General features: G+C 60.4%; 16 protein-coding genes. 5 read left to right on the top strand and 11 right to left on the bottom strand.

Annotated features, from left to right (window positions below):
• Nucleotides 1-105: 105 nt before the first annotated feature.
• The 3 genes from ACTIEN_RS13820 to ACTIEN_RS13810 all read right to left on the bottom strand — a co-directional run bounded on the left by ACTIEN_RS13820 (nt 106) and on the right by ACTIEN_RS13810 (nt 3,744).
• A complete protein-coding gene (locus tag ACTIEN_RS13820) occupies nt 106-1,143 on the bottom strand; it encodes a substrate-binding domain-containing protein (RefSeq protein ID WP_439523730.1) in 1,038 nt (345 codons plus the stop codon).
• A 62-nt stretch (nt 1,144-1,205) separates the two neighbouring features.
• Complete coding sequence (locus ACTIEN_RS13815; RefSeq protein ID WP_439523729.1) at nt 1,206-2,228, bottom strand: ABC transporter permease; 1,023 nt, start codon at nt 2,226-2,228, stop codon at nt 1,206-1,208.
• Nucleotides 2,215-3,744, bottom strand: a complete 1,530-nt coding sequence (locus ACTIEN_RS13810; RefSeq protein WP_439523728.1) for a sugar ABC transporter ATP-binding protein — start codon at nt 3,742-3,744, stop codon at nt 2,215-2,217. Before ACTIEN_RS13810 ends, ACTIEN_RS13815 begins: the two co-directional genes overlap by 14 nt.
• Nucleotides 3,745-3,862: 118 nt before the next feature.
• On the opposite strand from ACTIEN_RS13810, the gene ACTIEN_RS13805 reads away from it, so the two are divergent.
• Nucleotides 3,863-4,891, top strand: a complete 1,029-nt coding sequence (locus ACTIEN_RS13805; protein WP_439523727.1) for a LacI family DNA-binding transcriptional regulator — start codon at nt 3,863-3,865, stop codon at nt 4,889-4,891.
• 33 nt (nt 4,892-4,924) lie between these two features.
• Here ACTIEN_RS13805 and ACTIEN_RS13800 read toward each other — a convergent pair whose 3' ends face one another.
• The 7 genes from ACTIEN_RS13800 to ACTIEN_RS13770 form a co-directional block, all read right to left on the bottom strand.
• Nucleotides 4,925-6,295: an FGGY-family carbohydrate kinase gene (locus tag ACTIEN_RS13800; RefSeq protein WP_439523726.1), complete on the bottom strand. Its 1,371-nt coding sequence runs from the start codon at nt 6,293-6,295 to the stop codon at nt 4,925-4,927.
• Nucleotides 6,292-6,606: an L-rhamnose mutarotase gene (gene rhaM / locus ACTIEN_RS13795; protein WP_439523725.1), complete on the bottom strand. Its 315-nt coding sequence runs from the start codon at nt 6,604-6,606 to the stop codon at nt 6,292-6,294. Before rhaM ends, ACTIEN_RS13800 begins: the two co-directional genes overlap by 4 nt.
• On the bottom strand, nt 6,606-7,604 hold the full coding sequence (locus ACTIEN_RS13790; protein ID WP_439523724.1) for an ABC transporter permease: 999 nt from the start codon (nt 7,602-7,604) through the stop codon (nt 6,606-6,608). The genes rhaM and ACTIEN_RS13790 overlap by 1 nt, the downstream gene beginning before the upstream one ends.
• Nucleotides 7,601-8,584, bottom strand: coding sequence for an ABC transporter permease (locus ACTIEN_RS13785; RefSeq protein WP_439523723.1), 984 nt, complete (start codon nt 8,582-8,584; stop codon nt 7,601-7,603). Before ACTIEN_RS13785 ends, ACTIEN_RS13790 begins: the two co-directional genes overlap by 4 nt.
• Nucleotides 8,585-8,594: 10 nt before the next feature.
• Complete coding sequence (locus tag ACTIEN_RS13780) at nt 8,595-10,115, bottom strand: sugar ABC transporter ATP-binding protein (RefSeq protein ID WP_439523777.1); 1,521 nt, start codon at nt 10,113-10,115, stop codon at nt 8,595-8,597.
• Nucleotides 10,116-10,181: 66 nt separating this feature from the next.
• Entirely contained in the window at nt 10,182-11,126 is a 945-nt protein-coding gene (gene rhaS / locus ACTIEN_RS13775) for a rhamnose ABC transporter substrate-binding protein (RefSeq protein ID WP_439523776.1), read from the bottom strand.
• 95 nt (nt 11,127-11,221) lie between these two features.
• Nucleotides 11,222-12,025: a DeoR/GlpR family DNA-binding transcription regulator gene (locus ACTIEN_RS13770; protein WP_439523722.1), complete on the bottom strand. Its 804-nt coding sequence runs from the start codon at nt 12,023-12,025 to the stop codon at nt 11,222-11,224.
• Nucleotides 12,026-12,219: 194 nt separating this feature from the next.
• Between ACTIEN_RS13770 and ACTIEN_RS13765 the strand changes: the two genes are divergently transcribed.
• Both ACTIEN_RS13765 and ACTIEN_RS13760 read left to right on the top strand, forming a co-directional pair.
• Nucleotides 12,220-14,322: a bifunctional rhamnulose-1-phosphate aldolase/short-chain dehydrogenase gene (locus tag ACTIEN_RS13765; protein WP_439523721.1), complete on the top strand. Its 2,103-nt coding sequence runs from the start codon at nt 12,220-12,222 to the stop codon at nt 14,320-14,322.
• Nucleotides 14,323-14,360: 38 nt separating this feature from the next.
• A complete protein-coding gene (locus ACTIEN_RS13760; RefSeq protein ID WP_439523720.1) occupies nt 14,361-15,608 on the top strand; it encodes an L-rhamnose isomerase in 1,248 nt (415 codons plus the stop codon).
• A 115-nt stretch (nt 15,609-15,723) separates the two neighbouring features.
• Here ACTIEN_RS13760 and ACTIEN_RS13755 read toward each other — a convergent pair whose 3' ends face one another.
• Entirely contained in the window at nt 15,724-18,168 is a 2,445-nt protein-coding gene (locus ACTIEN_RS13755) for an ATP-dependent helicase (RefSeq protein ID WP_439523719.1), read from the bottom strand.
• Between the two features lie 151 nt (nt 18,169-18,319).
• Here ACTIEN_RS13755 and ACTIEN_RS13750 point away from each other — a divergent pair, with 151 nt between their 5' ends.
• Both ACTIEN_RS13750 and ACTIEN_RS13745 read left to right on the top strand, forming a co-directional pair.
• Complete coding sequence (locus tag ACTIEN_RS13750) at nt 18,320-19,492, top strand: alpha-hydroxy acid oxidase (RefSeq protein ID WP_439523718.1); 1,173 nt, start codon at nt 18,320-18,322, stop codon at nt 19,490-19,492.
• Nucleotides 19,493-19,549: 57 nt separating this feature from the next.
• Nucleotides 19,550-19,615: biotin carboxylase N-terminal domain-containing protein (locus ACTIEN_RS13745; RefSeq protein WP_439523775.1), on the top strand; the 66-nt coding region annotated here is incomplete at its 3' end.

The following is a 19,615-nucleotide window of genomic DNA, read 5'->3' as shown; positions in this document are numbered from 1 at the left end:
CGGCACGGTCAGCGATCACGCCGTCCGAGTCCTGCGTTACAGGCTGATTGTTTCTTGACCCCATCCCCGTGGCCCGCCCTGTGGGACGCGCCACCGCGAGGACGTTTACTTGCCCCAGATGTCCGAATAGGCATCCCGGTAGGGGATATCTGGATCGAAGGAATTGCCTTCGATCTTGGAAAGACCTTCCTGCGTCACCAAGGCCGGAGAGGTCACATATCCTGAACAAGGCTCGCCCTGAATGGCGCGGTTCAGTTCATCCACAAGTTGCCAGCCCTGAAGGTTCAGAGGCTCGGCCACGGTGATGGTCTGGTATGTGGCAGACCGGATCCGCTGGAACGAGGCTTCAGAGCCGTCTCCGGCAGACCCGGCCTGCGGACCGTCCTCGCTGCTGATTCCAGCCGCAGCCAGGGCCGGACCCATAAAATCGAAATACAGGTCGTTGATTGCCAGGGCGTGTGTCCAGCTGTCGCCGTATTTCTGAAGCAGCGACGTGGTCAGCGGACCCATCCGCGACGACGTATCCGCGATCGGCGTGTCCACATATTCCAACACGGTGCCACCACCGGCCTCGATCACCTCTTTCAGGCGGTCGGCCTTGTCGATGGCGATCTGATAGGTGCTGTCGGTGAAGATGACCGCGCCGACGGTGTCGCCCCCATCGTCCAGCGCCCATTGCGCCGCGACCTCGGAGACGGTCATCGCATCGGTCGACACATTTGCAAAAAGTCCGCCCGGCGCATCACAGCCGATCTTGGGGCCAGAATGCCACGCAACCATCGGTATGCCTGCGCCGGTCACACCTTCCAGCGCGGCCTGCTGTTCAATGGCGTCAAAGCCGTTGACGATGATGCCGTCGGGTTGCAGGGCCATCGCCTGTCCGATGGCGGCGGTCCGCCCTTGAATCGACCCGGCACCATCGAGCACGCGCACGTCCCAGCCAATGATCGCGGCAGCCTCTTCGACCCCGGACGTCACCCCAAGAATTCCGCCATTCTTCAAATCGCCCGCAAGGACGACAATGGATTTTCCCTCGGCCGCCGTCGGCCCGGTGGTGGGTCCGTCCCAGCCCATCTGTGCAAGACCCGGCGTTGCAAGCAATGTGCTGGCCATCAGCCCTGCGATAAAGCTTCGTTTCTGCATGGTTTTCTCCCTTTGCGTGGTGGTTGTCCGCGCCTTTCGTTGAAGGCTCGGGCCATGTGGTCTCAGCGCTTGGCTGCACCCTTGCGGCGCTGAGCGTACCCTGCGATGCCAATGGCGATCAGCAGCGTTACCCCGTTGAACAGCGGCTCTACCCAGAAAGAGCCCCCGAATTGTTGAATGCCGGAAATCCCCACGGCAAGGATCGCCACACCGATGATGGTGCCCCAGACATTGACCCGCCCCGGCTTGATCGTGGTGGAGCCAAGGAAGGCACCCACAAGCGCCGGAAGCAGGAACTCGAGGCCGACCGAGGCCTGACCGATCCGCAGCTTTGACGCGAGAATGACACCGGCCAGCGCCGTCATCGCACCCGAGGCCATGAAGGCACCGATCACATATTTTCGGGTGGGAATGCCGTTCAGCTGTGCCGCGCGCTGGTTGGCACCGATGGCATAGAGGTAGCGGCCCACCGGCGTGTATTCGAGCACCACCCACAGCACCAGGGTGATCGCCAGCAGGTAATACCCGGTGATCGGCAGGCCGAAGACGAAGGTGGTCGAGATATCATAAAACCCTTCGGGCAACGCCCCCACCATCTGCCGTCCCCCGGTGTGCCACAGGGCAAGCGCATAAAGGACAGTCCCGGTCCCGAGCGTCGCGATAAAGCTGTCGATCCGGGCGACTTCGACCAGCATCCCGTTCAGGAACCCGGTCAGCGCACCCAGCATCAGCACCACCGCCACCGCGACGGGCCAGGGAAATCCCAGCAATGTTTGCAGGCTGATTGCGAGAATGTGCCAAAGCACAATCCCGTATCCCACCGTCAGGTCAATCCTGCCCGCAGCCATCGGGATCATCGCGCCCAGCGACAGCAGCGCAATGATGGCCTTGTCCGAGACAATCGCCCGAAGGTTCAACATCGTTGGAAACGTGTTCGGCAGAAGGATCGAAAACAGGCCGATCAGGAACACCGTCAGGATAACCAGCCCGTACACGGGGATGAATCGCATCAGGCGTTTGCCGAATGTCAGCCCTTTCAGGTCTGCCTTTGTCGGTTCAAGCGCGCCGCTTTCAAGCGATTGCATGATCGTGTTCCCTTGCTGACCCGGCGTTGCTTGCCGATGCGGATTGAATGAGGTTTTCGGTACTGAGCCGGGTTCCGGTCAGTTCTTCGACGATGGCCCCCTGGCTGAAGACGATGGCGCGGTGGCAGATCATGGCAATTTCCTCGAAATCGGTTGAGACCACGAGGATGCCGACCCCTTTTGCCAGCGCCGTGTTGAGCAGGGCATAGATCTCGGCCTTGGCACCCACATCGACACCGGCCGTCGGGTCTTCACAGACGAGCAGCTGTCGTTTGGTCGCAAGCCAGCGCCCGATCACCACTTTTTGCTGGTTGCCACCCGAAAGAGCCTCGATCGCAAGCGTCGGATCGTTTGGTGAAAGGCCAAGCTCCTTGCCGATATCCGCGGCCTGCTCGGCCTCGCGTGTTGGCGACAGCAGGTTCAGAAGGGTCCGTCCGATCCCGTCCGGATTGAGAAAGGTATTTTCCCGTATCGAAAGACTCATCGCCACCGATTCTTCGGTACGATCCTTGGCAACCAACCCGATCCCGGATTTCATCGCCCGTTGCGGCGACCGAAGGTCCGGCGTTTTGCCGTTGAGCAGAACCTGCCCTTCGTGCGGCTGAACCCCGAACAAAGCTCTCGACAGGGCTTCGTGCCCGGCGCCTCTCAGGCCCACCAGCCCAACGATTTCGCCTTGTCGCAGGGTCATATCAAGTGGGCCGATACTGCCCGCAGAAAACCCGCTGAGTGAAAGAACCACATTGCCCGGCGGCTGATCCGATTTCACAGTCACCCGCGTCTTGCGTCCCACGATCTTGAGCACCAGTTCTTCGGGCGTGGTGTGTTCGATACTGCGGATGCCGACCATCTCGCCGTCGCGCAGCACCGCCACCCGATCCGCGATGCGAAAAATTTCGTCAAGCCGGTGGCTGACATAGATCATGCCCACGCCTTTTGCGCGCAGGGGACGTATCGCCGCAAAAAGCCGCTCTACCTCGTCGGCAGGCAGCGATGCCGTGGGCTCGTCAAGGACCAGGAATTCGCTATCGACAGCCAAGGCTCTGGCGATTGCGACCAGCGACTTTTCCGTCCGTGACAAATCCTCTACCCGCGTTGTCGGGTCAAAGTCGCAATCGACACGGGCCAAAGCCTCGGCCGCGAACCGCTCGACTTCGCGCCACTGGATCAATCCGTTGCTGCGCTTGAATCCCAAAGCCAGCGCAATGTTCTCGGCCACGGTCATCCATTCGACAAGGCCAAGATCCTGATGAATGAAAGCGACCTTCTGTCTTTCACCGAAACCTGCGGGGCGATGTTCATAGGGCGTGCCGTCGATCAGAACCTGCCCTGAATCCGGTTTGTGGATCCCGCCAAGAACCTTGATCAACGTGGACTTACCGGCACCGTTTTCGCCCAGCAACGCCACGATTTCTCCGCGCCCCACGGCCAAAGACACGTCCCGAAGCGCATAGGTGCCTCCGAAATGCTTGTTGATGCTGTCAAAAAACAGGCCACTTTGCCTTTGGTCGCCCATCACCCCCCCCAATTCCGGGAATTGCATATTGCTTGCGTTACCCGTAACGTTACCCAAGTCTTGAGCGGCAACGGCAAACAGTCAAGAAAAAAGTTACCGGTAACTTAAATACGCGATTATGTCACAAAAACCTAATAAAAACAATAAAGTAAGCTTGGCAAAGGTTGCCGAAGCAGCCGGAATATCCAAGATGACCGCCAGCCGAGTCCTGCGGGGTGAAGGCGGCTATTCCGAGAAAACGCGCGCAAAGGTGATGGCGCAGGTCGACGCGCTTGGCTATTTGCCGAATCGGCTGGCCACCCTGTTTGCCGGGGACACGACCTCTACTTTTGTCGGAGTCTCGATTCCCGATCTGGGCAACGAAGTCTTTGCCCAGGTGCTTGAGGGGATCGACCAGAAACTTGGCTCGCACGGGTATCAGACCGTGCTTGGCCTGACGCAGCATACGCTCGATCAGGAAGAAAGCTGGATCGAAACCGTCCTGTCCTGGCAGCCCGCAGGACTGATCCTGACCGGACGCTCACATTCGCCCCGCGCCTTGGATATGCTCAAGAACGCCGGTGTTCCGATCATCGAGATTTGGGATCTGAATTCGAGCCCGATGGACATTAGCGTTGGAATTGCACATTTCGACAGTGGCTACGAGATGGGCCGGTATCTTGTCGGACTGGGATACCGCGCGTTTGGCTATGTCGGCACGTCGCATGACGTCGCCAACGCGGCGTCGCGCCGTTTGGACGGGTTCACCAAGGCCGTGACCGATGGCGGAGGCACGCTCACGCGGCAGTTCTGTTTGCACGACACGGCGAACTTCTATCCCGGCTACTACGGAACAGAGCAGTTGCTGGCGACCGGGGCGCACGTTGAATGCGTGTTCTATCAGAACGATTCAATGGCGTTCGGCGGGTTCCAGTACTGCGAGCGTATCGGGTTGAGTGTCCCCGAAGATATTGGCATCGCCGGATGGGGCGATATGCCAATCTCGTCCGTGCTGAGCAAACGCCTGACCTCGATCCATGTGCCGCATCTCAAGCTGGGACAGGCCGCTGCGCAAGCCATGGTTGCCAGGCTCAAGGGCGAGCCAGTGGAGGACAGCCTCAATATCGGGTTTTTGCTGGTGCCCGGTCAGACCGTGAAGAAAGCCTGAACGCACGGGTGAACCCCAGCCCGGAACAGCGCTTTATGTCAGCAGGCTTTTCCAGGCTTTGGCATAGGCATTGAGCCGGGCCGCATCGGGTTGCGGTATCACGGTGTCGGACGTGATCCTGTACGGGTTCCCGGCACTGGCCAACAGGGCCGTGCCCTGGCTGGTTCCGGTTGCTGTCACTGCGGCAATGATCCCCGATCCCGTCACTGCGCCCAGCATGTCAAGATAGGCCGGGTTGCGCGCAAACGGGCCTTCGACGATCACCGGACCGCGATGGCCGACAAGATCCAGGCAGGTGCCGGTCATCAGGGCAAGATAGAACGCAACTGCGGCGCTTCGTTGTCCGCTGCCGACCGTAGGTTCACTCGGAACCAAACGGGCGACATGGCCCTGGAACGGACCTGACTCGGATACAAGAGCGGGCAACAACATGGTGCCGCTTTCCAGCACATGATCCACATCAGAGGTCGTCGGATCGGCCCGCCCACCTGCCATCGCCATCTCGAATTCGCGCCCACCCATGAAACGGGCCGAGGGAACAGGCTGGCCCAAGGCGTTGACGTTGATCAATGTATCCCGCGCCGGATCAAGCGTGCTGGCCGTGCCGCCCATCGCCATGACGATGACCCAGGTGCCGGTGGACACCACGCTGAACGGTGCATCGCGCCCCAACACATGCGGCAAGAGCGACGCGTTGGAATCGTGGATACCACAAAACACCGGTGTGTCGGTGGCCAGCCCGGTGCGCGCCGCGATCTCGGGCAGGATCGGCCCCAGAACATCTGCTGATTTGCGGGCCGGTGCCAGCATGTCGCGCAGGCCCAACGTAACGACCAGAGACGAGAACGAGGCGGTGGCCGGGTTCCAAAGGTCGGTGTGACAGCCCAGAGAGGTCACATCCGTCGCAGCAACACCCGTCAGGCGAAACCCCCAGTATTGCGGATAGGTCACGACCCGGTGGGTGCGGTCCCGAAGGCCGGGCATTGTCCTGAACTGCCAGAAAAGCTGAGCGCCGAGGTTAAGCCCCATCCCCAGCCGGGGTGATCCTGTTTCGGCAAAATCCGGCCGCAAGGCGTCGTATTCCGCAGCGACATCATCGGGGCCGGTGTGTTCGTAATCCAGCATCGGAACGGCAAGGCTGCCATCCTCGGCCAGCAACACGGCCGCGGCCCCATGTGTGGTGATGGAAATGCTGTCCACGCCGTGACTGCGATGGAACCTGGACAGCGCGTCCAGCAGGAACTGCCAATGCCCCTCCAGATCGAAATGCGGCCAGGGGGGGCCGGGCAGCACCGTGTTTGGACGTGTGACCACGGCGATCTCGGACAGGTCGGCCAGGTCGACTAGTGCCAGTTTGGCATTGGTCTTGCCGATGTCGATGACGGCGACATGTTGACGTGTCATGGCATGTGAAAGACGGGGGTGAGAGGCACCGCCACGGGTTCGTTGTCAGGACGGGTTTCCATGATGTCTGCCATATGGGCCCACCAGCGCTGCATGATTTCGTGGCTGGGCAGATCATCCATCGCATGATCGTCCGTCCGCCACAGAACGCCGAACAGACACTGGGTCTCTTCGTCAAGATGGATCGAATAATCCGACACACCGGCGGTCTTCAGCAGGGTGACCAGTTCCGGCCAGATCTCGTCATGGCGTCGTTTGTATTCTTCCGCACAGCCGGGGTTAAGCCGCATCCGGAACGCATGTTTCTGCATCACGCTCTCCACATCTTCCACAGGCGGGGCAAGGCGATCACCCCGATCAGCAGCGCACCGATGACAATCGACATGACGATGCCCGGAACGTTCAATAGCCCAAGACCAAAGGTGACAAGCCCCATGACAAACGCCGCGATCACGACGCCCGGAATGGTCCCCGATCCGCCAAGGATGTTGACGCCACCCAGAACCACCATGGTGACGACTTCCAGCTCCCACCCCGTCGCAATCGAGGGGCGTGTGGAGCCAAGGCGCGACGTCAGGCAAATGGCGGCGACACCGGACATCAGCCCGGTCAGCAGGAACAGGATGAATTTCACCCGCGCCACGCGGATGCCGGAAAACAGCGCGCCGGTCGGGTTGTTGCCGATGGCATAGACGGCCCGGCCGAAATTGGTCATGTGAAGCACCACGCCATAGACCAGCGCCAACAGGGCAAAAAGAACGAATTCGAACGAGATCATCCAGAACACATAGCCCTGGCCGAAGAAGGCGAAATCGGATGGATAACCGCCATAAGCCTGATCGCCCAGAACGATATAGCTGATGCCGCGAAACAGGCTCATCGTCCCGATGGTCACGACAATCGACGGCAGGCCAAGCCGCGTGACCAGAACACCGTTGAATGCCCCGCACAGCAGGCCGGTGCCAAGGCCCACCAGGATCAACACCGGCGTCCCTGCCCCCATCTGAACCGCCGCCCCCATGGCAGTCGAGGCAAGCGCGATGATTGCGGCAACCGACAGGTCAATCTCGCCGGATATGATCAACAGCGCCATGGCAAAGGCGATCATCGCCTTTTCGGTGAAGTTGAAGGTCGCATCGCTCAGGTTCCAGGCGTTCAGGAAATAGGGCGAGGCAAAGCTGTTGGCGACAAAGATCAGGATCGCCACAAGCAAGAGCAGCGTCTCCCAGCTTTTCAATCGGGCTTCCAGCGGCGACTTGAGCCGGTCGGGAATGACCCGGCCCGTCGGGATCTCGGATGTACTGCTCATGCCGCATGCTCCGCAGATTTGAGGATGATCCGTCCCTTGGCCCGATTGCTTTGCGCGTTCAGGGCAACCGCGATGATGATGGCACCGCCGGAAATCGCAAGCTGCCAGAACGGGGAAATATTGACCACCGGAAGCGCGTTCTTGATGACGCCAAGAAAAAGCGCCCCAAGCACTGCGCCCCCGACCGATCCGATCCCGCCGGCAATCGAAATGCCGCCGATGACACAGGCCGCCACCACATCAAGTTCGAAGCCGCCGGCAATATCGACATAGGCCACCGCATAGCGTGATACCCAAAGATACCCGGTCAGCCCGGCAATCGCGCCCGAGATGGTGAAGGCCCAGAACTGCGTGCGCCCGACATTGATGCCGGTATAGGTCGCCGCGTGGGGGTTGCCCCCGGCGGCATAGATGGCCCGGCCCAAGGTGGTGCGCGTCATCACGACGTAAAAGAGGATGACCGCGATGATCGCCATCCAGCTGAGCATCGCAAGCCCGAGAAATTCCGCGCGCGGAAAGGCCTTGAAGGCGGCGCTCATTTCGTGGCTGTTGACCCATTTGCCATCGGAAATCAGAAAGATGATGCCGCGAAAGATGGTCATGGTGCCAAGCGTCACCACGATGGGAGGAATATCAAGCTTCCAGACAAGGATGCCGTTGAACATGCCCATCAGGGTGCCCAGACCCACGGCAACCACCAACACGACGGGCACCGGAATACCGGGTACTGCGACATTCAGCATCGACACGACCATGCCGGTCAGGGCCAGATTTGCCGCCACCGACAGGTCGATACACCTGGTCAGGATCACGATCATCTGACCGATGGCCAGCAGGATCAGTGGCGACGTGTCGTTAAAGACATTCGCCAGATTGGCAGGTGTGATAAAGGCCGGAAAGCGTGTCGCGATCACGGCCAGAAGCACGACGATGGCCCCCAGAAGAAGCGCTTCGCGCGACGTGGCAAGGCGTTGGATCATGGATCTGTCCTCAAATTCCGGCCGCGTGGCGGACGAGTGTTTCGGGGGTGAGGTCGGCGCCGCTCAGTTCGGCGGCGATGCGGCCTTCGCGCATGACGATGATGCGGTCGGACATGCCCAGAACCTCGGGGATTTCCGAACTGACCATGATGACCGCAAGACCCTGTGCGGCCAGTTCCGCCATGAAGTCATGCACAGCGGCCTTGGAACCGATGTCGATGCCTTTGGTCGGCTCGTCCAGAATGATGACCTTGGGCTGCGTCGCCAGCCATTTGGCGATGACCACCTTTTGCTGGTTGCCCCCCGAAAGGTTGCCGACATGCGTGTCCAGCGACGCGGCGCGCAGATCAAGCCGCTGTGTATATTCCCGCGCCAGCTTGAATTCCTCGGCCATCTTGAGAAAGCCATTCCGCGAGGTCTTGGACAGGGAAGGAAGCGTGACGTTCTGAAAGATCGGCAGGCTGGTGATCGCCCCCTGCTTGCCGCGATCCTCGGGCACATAGACAATCCCATTGGCCACCGCATCTGCCGGAGACAGGACCGTCACCGGCGTGCCGCCCATGGAGACAGTCCCGCCGGACGGGCGGGTGATGCCGAACAGCGCCTGCATGAATTCGGAACGTCCCGCACCGACCAGCCCGTAAAACCCAAGGATCTCGCCCTTGCGCAGGGTGAAGGAAATATCGGCGAATTCGGTCGGGTGGCTCATGTTTTCGACTGTCAGGACGTCGTCACCGATGGTGCTGTCGCGATCCGGAAAGATCTGGCTGACATCGCGGCCGACCATCATCTTGACCAGCTCTGCCTCGGTGATGTCCTCGATCATGCCGTCGCCGACGAACTGGCCGTCGCGAAACACCGTGTAGCGGTCGGCGATGCGGAAGATCTCGTCGAACTTGTGGCTGATGAACAGGATCGCCTTGCCCTGCGCTTTCAAGGTATTGACCAACTCGTAGAGCTCTTCGATTTCCTTGTGGCTCAGCGCGGCGGTCGGCTCGTCCATGATGACCACGCGGGCGTCGATCGACAGCGCGCGCGCAATTGCAACAAGGTGCTTGTTGGCAATGCCCAGATCGCGCAGCCGGTGGTCGGGATCAATCTCGGCCCCGATAGAGCGCAGGATGCGGGTGGCGTCCTGCGTCATGGCAGTCCAGTCGATCAGACCGAAACGCCCGCGCGGCGCGTGACCCAGAAAGATGTTTTCGGCGACGGTCAGTTCATCAAACAGGACGGTTTCCTGATGGATCGCCGTGATCCCCGCATTTGCAGCCGCCTGGGCGGTCGGGAAATCGGTCTTTTCACCGTCAACGCGGATCGCGCCGCCATCTGGTTGGTAAATCCCCGTGAGGATCTTCACGACGGTGGACTTGCCCGCGCCGTTCTCTCCCACCAGAGCGGTGACTTGACCCGGAAAGAGGCCCAGCGTCACCTCGGAAAGTGCCGTCACGCCCGGAAAGGTCTTGGTGACGCCGTCAAGCGCGAGAACGGGAACCGTCTCGGGGGGAACGTGCGGTTGGGAGTGCAGTTGCATCATCAGGGCTTCCGGACAGGACTTGGATCCCGGCGCTGGTGCGCGCCGGGATCGCAGTGACAGGGATCAGAAGATCGACTTGAATTCGTCGATGTTCGAGCTGTCATAGACAAACGGATCGGCCATGGCGCCCGAGGTCGTGTCGTCAAGCGTGACATCCCCCATGCGGCCCATCGGGATCGTTGCACCGGGTTCGGCCGTCACGTCGCCCTTGGCAAGATTGTAGGCGATCATGGTGGCGGAATAGCCCAGATCAATCGGGTTCCAGATGGCAAAGGACTTGGATGCGCCGGATTCGATGGCACCCGCCATTTCAGACGGAAGACCCAGCCCGGTCACGTTGATCTCGCCTGCCTTGCCTGCATCGGCAACTGCCTGCGCTGCGGCCACGATGCCGACGCTGGTCGGCGCAATGATCGCCTTGAGGTCGGGATAGGACTGCATCAGGCCCTGCGCTTCGCGGTAGGACTTGTCGGCAAGGTCGTCACCGTAAACGGTGGCAACAACCTCGATGCCGGGATAATCGCCCATCACCTTGTTCATCTCTTCGATCCAGATGTTCTGGTTGGTTGCCGTGGCCGACGCCGACAGAACCGCAACCTGACCGCCATCGGGCAGGTTATCCGCGGCAAGCTTGATGATCATGTTGCCGATCAATGCGTTCGAGGACGGGTTGAGGTGCATCTGGCGGCCTTCTTCGGCCACACCGGAATCCCAGGAAATGACGGTGATCCCGCGCTGCATGGCTTTCTTGAGCGACGGCACCAAGGCGTCGGTGTCGTTGGCGGAAATGGCAATCGCATCGACACCTTGGGCGATCAGCGAATTGATGACCTCGATCTGGCCTTCGGCGGTTGTGTCGGTCGGACCGGTATAGATGACTTCGACATTGCCCAGCTCGGCAGCGGCTTCTTCAGCACCCTTTGCCGCGGCTTCGAAAAAGCCGATGCCAAGCGCCTTGACCACAAGCGCGATGCGCATGTTGTCCTGCGCCATGGCGGAGGTGCCCATAAGGCTTGTCGCAAGGCCAAGGCCAAGCGCGAGTTTGGTGAAATTGCGACGGATCATGGTTGGTTTCTCCCTTGAGTTTGGTTGTGGGCCGGTTGTCAGGCTGGCTTGCCCTCTTGCTGAGCGACGCCGGTTGTGGCGACGATCAGGTTAACACTGGCCGCTTCAAGCATGGCGGCGGCCTTGTCCGGGATCCCCTCATCGGTGATCACCGTGTCGATGCGGTCAAGCGGGCAAAGCACCAGGCTGGACCGGCTTGAAAACTTGGAGCTGTCGACAAGCACGACCATTTCGTCTGCCTGTCCGATCAGCTTCTGTTCGGCCTGAATGATCAGCGGATCGGCTTCCATCAGACCCAGCGGCCCCAGCCCCTGCGCCCCCATGAACACCCGCCGGGCATAGAAGTTGCGTGTCACGTCATTGTCGAAAGGTGACAGGATGATGTTTTGTTCGCGGTAGATCACCCCGCCAGACAACATGATCGTGTTCTTGGAATGCTTCAGCAGATGTTCCGCGATGGGAAAGGAATTGGTGAACACCTGGCACCGACGGGTCGCCAGCGGATGCACCATCTGGAACGTCGTGGTGCCGCCGTTGATGATGATCGCATCGCCATCCTCGCACAGGTCGACGGCGGCGCGGGCAATGGCCTGCTTCTCGCGGATGTGGCGCGCCTGATTGATTGCATAAGGGCGCCCCGCCAGTCCGACGAATTGCGGCGGGCTGATCGCTTCGGCGCCACCACGAACACGGCGCAGCTTTTTCTGCATGTGAAGCGCAGCGATGTCACGACGGATCGTCGCCTCTGAGGCGTCGGTCAGATTGCACAGATCCACCACGGTCACGACCGGCCGGTCCTGAACTGCGGACAGAATGATCCTATGGCGTTCTTTTTCGTGCATTCCGTCCTCCCTGTTCCAAACATTGTGAGGATTCGCGCGTTGTGTCAATCATTAACGATCATTTCGGATCATTTACTATCTTTCATGATTGATTTTGATTGTAAGTGATTGACAGGCTTTCCGTCACGACGCTATCTAAATCGCAAAACATCACGCGTTCTTCGCGGGCGCATTGCGCCACATGGGAGGGTCAAATGTCGAAAACCGCCACAAATCAGCTTCTTGAGAACCGCTGGGACGATGCCGAAGCGCATGGCAAGACCGAATCGGAATTGCTGCTTTACCGGTCCAACATCCTGGGTTCCGACAAGCGGGTGACGAATTTTGGCGGGGGCAACACCTCGGCCAAGGTCATGGAAAAGGATCCGCTCACCGGCAAGGATGTCGAGGTTCTCTGGGTCAAGGGATCGGGTGGCGACATCGGTTCGATCAAGATGGACGGCTTTGCGACCCTCTACATGGACAAGCTGGAAGCGCTGAAAGGTCTCTATCGCGGAGTCGAACACGAAGACGAAATGGTCGCCTACCTGCCGCATTGCACCTTTCGGCTAAACCCGCGTGCCGCTTCTATCGACACCCCTCTGCACGCCTATGTGCCCCGCAAACATGTCGATCACGTCCATGCCGACGCGATCATCGCGATTGCCGCCTCGAAGAATTCGCGCGCGTTGACGCAGGAAGTCTTCGGCAACCGGATCGGCTGGCTGCCGTGGAAAAAGCCCGGTTATGAGCTGGGTCTGTGGCTGGAAAAGTTCTGCCTGGAAAACCCGGACGCGGATGGTGTGGTGCTGGAAAGCCATGGGCTTTTTACCTGGGCCGACACCGCCAGGGACTGTTACGACAAGACCATCGACGTGATCAACGTCGCCACGAAATGGCTGGACGAACAGACCGCTGGCAAGCCCGCCTTTGGCGGCGCGGTTCACCAAAGCCTGGACCGGGATCAGCGCCGCACCGTCGCCGCGCGCCTGATGCCGGTGATCCGGGGTTTTGTTTCGGGCAACCAGCACATGGTCGGCCATTTCAACGACTCTCCAGCGGTTCTGGAATTTGTGAACTCGAAAGACATGGAGCCTCTGGCGGCGCTTGGCACGTCCTGCCCGGACCATTTCCTGCGCACCAAGATCCGTCCGCTGGTGGTCGCGTTCGATCCGGAACAGCAGAATATCGACGCGGTTCTGAACGGCCTGCCCGACCAGATCGCCGCCTATCGCGATGACTATGCGGCCTATTACAACCGCTGCAAACACGCCGACTCCCCACCCCTGCGCGACCCCAATGCGGTGGTCTACCTCGTGCCCGGCGTCGGGATGTTGACCTTTGCCAAGGACAAGGCGACCGCCCGCATTTCCGGCGAATTTTACGTCAACGCCATCAACGTGATGCGCGGCGCATCGGCGGTGTCCGACTATGTCGGCCTGCCCGAACAAGAGGCGTTCGACATCGAATACTGGCTTCTGGAAGAGGCCAAGCTTCAGCGGATGCCCAAACCCAAAAGCCTTGCCGGGCGCGTTGCGCTTGTCACCGGCGGGGCTGGTGGGATCGGCAGCGCAACGGCAGAAAAATACCTTTCGGAAGGTGCTTGCGTGATGCTGGCCGATATCAGCGAGGACAATCTCAAGGCGACATCCGACACGCTGGCCCAACGCTTTGGCACCGATGTGGTGCGCACCGTCACCATGAACGTGACCGACGAAGATGCGGTGGCGCGCGCCTATGACGAGATCGCGGTGGAATTCGGCGGCATCGACATCCTTGTGTCGAATGCCGGTATCGCCTCGTCTGCTCCGATCGAAGACACGTCGCTGGCGCTTTGGAACAAGAACATGGACATCCTGTCCACCGGATATTTCCTTGTTTCCCGCGAAGCGTTCAAGATGCTGCGAGTTCAGGGGCTTGGCGGATCGGTGGTATTCGTCGCCTCCAAGAACGGTCTTGCCGCAAGCCCGAACGCCGCCGCCTATTGCACGGCAAAAGCGTCGGAAATCCATCTTGCCCGCTGTCTGGCGCTGGAAGGGGCCGAGGCCGGTATTCGTGTAAACGTCGTCAATCCCGATGCCGTGTTGCGCGGATCGAAGATCTGGGAAGGCGAATGGCTGGAACAGCGCGCCGATACCTACAAGACCGACAAGGATGGTCTGGAAGAGATGTACCGCAACCGGTCCTTGCTCAAACGGTCGGTCCTGCCAGAGGACATCGCCGAAGCGGCCTATTTCTTTGCCGCGGATCTGTCGGCCAAATCGACCGGCAACATCGTGAACGTGGATGCGGGCAACAAGGAAGCCTTCACCCGCTGATCCGGGCCGTTCGGCCATCGCCAAAGGGGAGAGAGACCATGACCACCACATCCTACGATGCTGCGCGCGAGGTCTTCGCGGAATGGGGCAGCGACACCGAAGCGGCGATCAAACGCCTGTCCGGCATTCCGATTTCGGTGCATTGCTGGCAAGGTGACGACGTTGTCGGCTTCGAGAAGAAGTCCGGATCGTCAGGTGGCGGCATTCAGGCCACCGGCAATCACCCCGGTCGCGCCCGCACACCCGATGAACTGCGCGCGGATCTGGAATTCGCCTATTCCAGAATCCCGGGAAAACACCGCCTCAACCTGCATGCCTGTTACCTTGACACGGATGAAACACCGAACCGGGACGAAATTGAATTCCGGCACTTTGCCCCTTGGGTGGATTGGGCCAGGGATCAAGGGTTGGGGCTTGATTTCAACCCGACTTTCTTTGCCCATGCCAAGGCCGACGACAACCTGACCCTGAGCCATCCTGATCAGGGAATCCGCGAATTCTGGATCGAACATGGCCGCCGCTGTCGCGAGATCGCCGCCGAGATGGGCCGTGCGCTGGGGTCACCCGCAGTCAACAACATCTGGGTGCCGGATGGCTACAAGGACACACCCGTGGATCGCATGTCCGCGCGCCTCCGGCTTGAAACCTCACTTGACACGATGCTTGCCACGCCGCTTGATCCCGCTCACATGCTGGACGCGGTGGAATCCAAGCTGTTCGGCATTGGGGTCGAGGCCTGCACGGTCGGAAGTCACGAATTCTATATGGGCTATGCCATCCGCAAAGGCACTGTCCTCTGCCTCGACATGGGCCATTTCCACCCGACCGAAAACATCGCAGACAAGCTCTCGGCGGTCTCTTTGTCAGTCGATCAGATCCTGCTGCATGTCTCGCGTCCCATGCGGTGGGACAGCGACCATGTGATCCTGCTCAACGACGACATTCAACAGATGGCGCAGGAACTGGTTTTCTCGGATTTGCTGGACCGGACCCATATCGGGCTTGATTTCTTCGACGCCACGATCAGCCGGACCGCTGCTTGGGTGATCGGCGTGCGCAACATGCAAAAGGCGCTGTTGCGCGCCCTGTTGATGCCCCGCGACCGGTTGCTGACCGCCGAACAATCCCTCGATTTCACCACCCGCTTCGTGCTGACGGAAGAGATCAAGGATCTGCCCTTTGGCGCGGTCTGGGCCGAATTCTGCACCCGCATGGATGTGCCAGCCGGTGCGCCGCTGATCTCTGATCTGGACAGCTACCAGTCGTCGGTCGCCACACGCGGGTAGACTGCGAAAATAGCGAAAGTCACGCACACAAAGCCCGGTGTCGCCGGACGAGGCTCGCGTCTTTACAGCAGTGTCAAAAGCCGCCCGGGGTATCTAGACGTGAACTCGAAATGCGTCAGAACGGGATGTCATCGGCAGCACAGATAAACCGGGCCACCACCTTTTTGGTCCCGGCCTTGTCGAATTCAATCTCGAGCTTGTCGCCTTCGATGCCTATGACCGCGCCATAGCCGAATTTCTGGTGAAACACCCGTTCGCCAAGCGCGTAGGATGAAATCGCGGTGGCGTCGATGACCGTGTTGCGCGATTCGGACGGTTGGCTGACCGGGCGCTGTGCGGACCGGGCCTGCAGGCGTTTCCAGCCCGGAGAATTGTAGACATTGGCGCTGGCCGCTTTTTCGTAAAGATCCGACCCGGCCCTTGTCTGCGTCACCGGGGATGCCATCCCGGCCGCGCCATAGCCGCCGCCGTACAGGCCCGGCGGGGTCAGGACATCCACATGCTCTTCCGGCAGTTCGTCGATAAACCGCGACGGCAGCGCTGATTGCCACTGTCCGAACACCCGACGGTTGGCGGCAAAGGAAATCGTGCAGATCTCCTCGGCCCGCGTGATGCCGACATAGGCAAGGCGGCGTTCCTCTTCCAGACCCTTCAGGCCGGATTCGTCCATGCTGCGCTGCGACGGGAAAAGGCCGTCTTCCCAACCCGGCAAAAAGACGGCGGGAAATTCCAGCCCCTTCGCGGCGTGCAGCGTCATGATCGACACTTTCTCGCCATCGCCGCCCTTGTCATTGTCCATGATCAGGCTGACATGCTCAAGAAACCCTTGCAGATTGTCGAATTCTTCCAGTGCCTTGACCAGTTCCTTGAGGTTCTCGAGCCGCCCCGGCGCCTCGGGGGTCTTGTCGTTCTGCCACATGGTGGTGTAGCCGGATTCGTCCAGTACGATTTGCGCGAGATCGACATGGGATACCTCGGGTTCCGCGAAGCTGACGCGATTTACTTCAGAAGATCCATCGTCCAGCACGTCATCAGTGTCCTCAATGATTGCACGGCCACGCGTCATCCCGCCCCAACGGTCCAGATCGCGCACAAGCTGGCCCAGTTCGGACCCGCCCTTGCCCTTGATCATCCCCTGTTCGACCGCCAGCCGCGCCCCTTCGACCAAGGACACGCCATTGGCCCGCGCGACGGTCTGGATGGTCTGCTGCGCCTTGTCGCCCAGGCCCCGCTTGGGGGTGTTGACGATGCGCTCAAACGCCAGATCGTCGTCCGGGCTTGTGACGACCCGGAAATAGGCCATCGCGTCGCGGATCTCCATGCGTTCATAAAAGCGCGGCCCACCGATGACGCGGTAGGGCAGACCGATGGTCAGGAAACGGTCCTCGAAGGCGCGCATCTGGTGCGAGGCGCGGACAAGAATGGCCATGTCGTCCAGCGACACAGGACGCATCCCGCGTGTGCCGCGCTGCATCGCCTCGACCTCTTCGCCGATCCAGCGGGCCTCTTCTTCCCCATCCCAATGGCCAATCAGGCGGAGTTTCTCACCCTCCTCTGCATCGGTCCAGAGCGTCTTGCCCAGACGCCCCTGATTGCCCGCGATCACACCGGATGCGGCGGCAAGGATATGCGGCGTCGACCGGTAGTTCTGTTCAAGCCGCACCACATGCGCGCCCTCGAAATCCTTTTCGAACCGCAGGATGTTGCCCACCTCGGCACCGCGCCAGCCATAGATCGACTGGTCGTCATCACCCACGCAACAGATGTTCTTGTGACCCGACGCCAGCAGCCGCAGCCACAGGTACTGCGCCACGTTCGTGTCCTGATATTCGTCCACGAGGATGTATTTGAACCAGCGTTGGTACTGGTTCAGCACATCGGGATGCGCCTGAAAGATCGTGACGACATGCAACAGCAGATCGCCGAAATCGGTGGCGTTCAGTTCCTTCAGCCGCGCCTGGTAGAGCGCGTAGAGTTTTGGGCCTTTGTGGTTATACGCCCCGGCGTCGGCGACAGGCACCCTGTCCGGCGTGATCGCGCGGTTTTTCCAACCGTCGATGATGCCCGCCAGTTGCCGTGCAGGCCAGCGTTTGTCATCAATCCCCTCGGCCCGGACCAGCTGTTTCAAAAGTCGAAGCTGATCGTCGGTGTCCAGAATCGTGAAGTTCGACTTGAGCCCCACCAGTTCGGCGTGTCGGCGCAGCAGTTTCACACAGATCGAATGGAAGGTGCCAAGCCACGGCATGCCTTCGACGGTCTGGCCCAAAAGCCGCCCCACCCGTTCCTTCATCTCGCGCGCGGCCTTGTTGGTGAAGGTCACGGCGAGGATTTCATTCGGTCGCGCCCGTCCGGTGTTCAGCAAATGAACGATCCGGGTGGTCAGCGCCTTGGTCTTGCCGGTGCCGGCCCCGGCCAGCATCAGGACAGGGCCATCCAGCGTCTCGACCGCCTGGCGCTGCGCCGGGTTGAGATCGTCCAGATAGGGCTGCGGGCGCGCAGCCATGGCGCGGGCGGAGAGAGAGGCGTTTTCGAACGCCTCCATTTCATCGAAACTGCTCATGTCCGGCAGGATAGCGCCGCATCCACCAGAGATAAAGATGTTCTGATAATGTTCACATCGCCACGGGCGGATTTCCTTGCAAGGAAATCGTCGGATTTTTCGAAAAATCCGCTTCTGGACAATTCCCGGCTTCTGACCACAAATGCAGTCCATGGATCATCACGCAAAATACCCCGCCATTCAGGATCTTAAAGCGCGTGCACGGCGGCGCATTCCCAAATTCGTCTGGGAATACCTCGATTCCGCCACCGGAAAAGAGGCCACGCTTCACCGCAACCGCGCGGCACTGGATCGGGTTCTGTTTTCGCCCTCGATTTTGCATGGCGAATTGCCGGTGGACCTGAGCACAACGCTCTGCGGTCGCGACTATCCCCTGCCCTTCGGCATCAGCCCGGTCGGCATGTCCGGCCTGATCTGGCCTGATGCAGAGCGCAAACTGGCCCGGGCGGCCACAAAGGCGGGCGTTCCCTACAGCATCTCGACCGTGGCCACCCGGACCCCCGAAGACGTCGCGCCCCATCTGAACGGCAATGGCTGGTTTCAGATGTACCCGCCGCGCGACGAGGGCATCCGCACCGATATGCTCAAGCGGGCCAAGGATGCGGGGTTTTCGACCCTGATCCTGACCGTCGATGTGCCGGTGCCGTCGCGCCGCGAACGGCAGGTGCGGTCCGGCCTGACCACGCCGCCGAAATTGACGCCGCGGCTGCTGGCACAGATCGCGATGTGCCCGACATGGGCGATGGGCACCGCGACGCTGGGGATGCCCCGGATGCGGTTGATCGACGATTATGCGGGCAAGGTGACCGGTCTGAGTTCGACCCAGCACGCCGGCTACCTGCTGCGCACCTCTCCGGATTGGGACTATGTGACCTGGCTGCGCGATGCGTGGGACGGGACGTTCTTTGTCAAGGGTGTGCTGAACCCCGACGATGCGCCCCGTTTGGAACAGGCCGGTGTCGATGCGATCTGGCTGTCCAACCATGCCGGGCGGCAATTCGATGCGTCCCCCGCCCCGATCGAAGTTCTGCCCGAGATGCGCAAGGCAACGACGCTGCCGCTGATCCTCGACAGTGGTGTCGAAGGCGGACTGGATATCCTGCGCGCCATCGCGCTGGGGGCTGATTTCGTCATGCTTGGCCGCGCGTGGCACTATGCGCTGGGGGCGCTGGATACAGACGGTCCAACCCATCTGGTCGAGATTCTGCAAAAGGACATGGCCGCGAATATGGGGCAACTCGGGGTCACGAAACCGACCGAATTGCGCGACAAAGCATGGTTTGACGGAACCACCTCAGAGCCCCGCGCCATTTCGACAGGTTGAGAATGTAACGAATTCTTACTAAGCACCGCGCAATGTCAACACGTCAGGACCGCTGTCATGCCCGATTTCCAGAAAATCCTCATCGCCAATCGTGGTGAAATTGCCATTCGCATCATGCGGGCC

This window comes from Marivita sp. (genome assembly GCF_051859345.1).
Taxonomy (GTDB): domain Bacteria; phylum Pseudomonadota; class Alphaproteobacteria; order Rhodobacterales; family Rhodobacteraceae; genus Marivita.
This window is presented reverse-complemented; position numbering and strand designations above follow the sequence as displayed.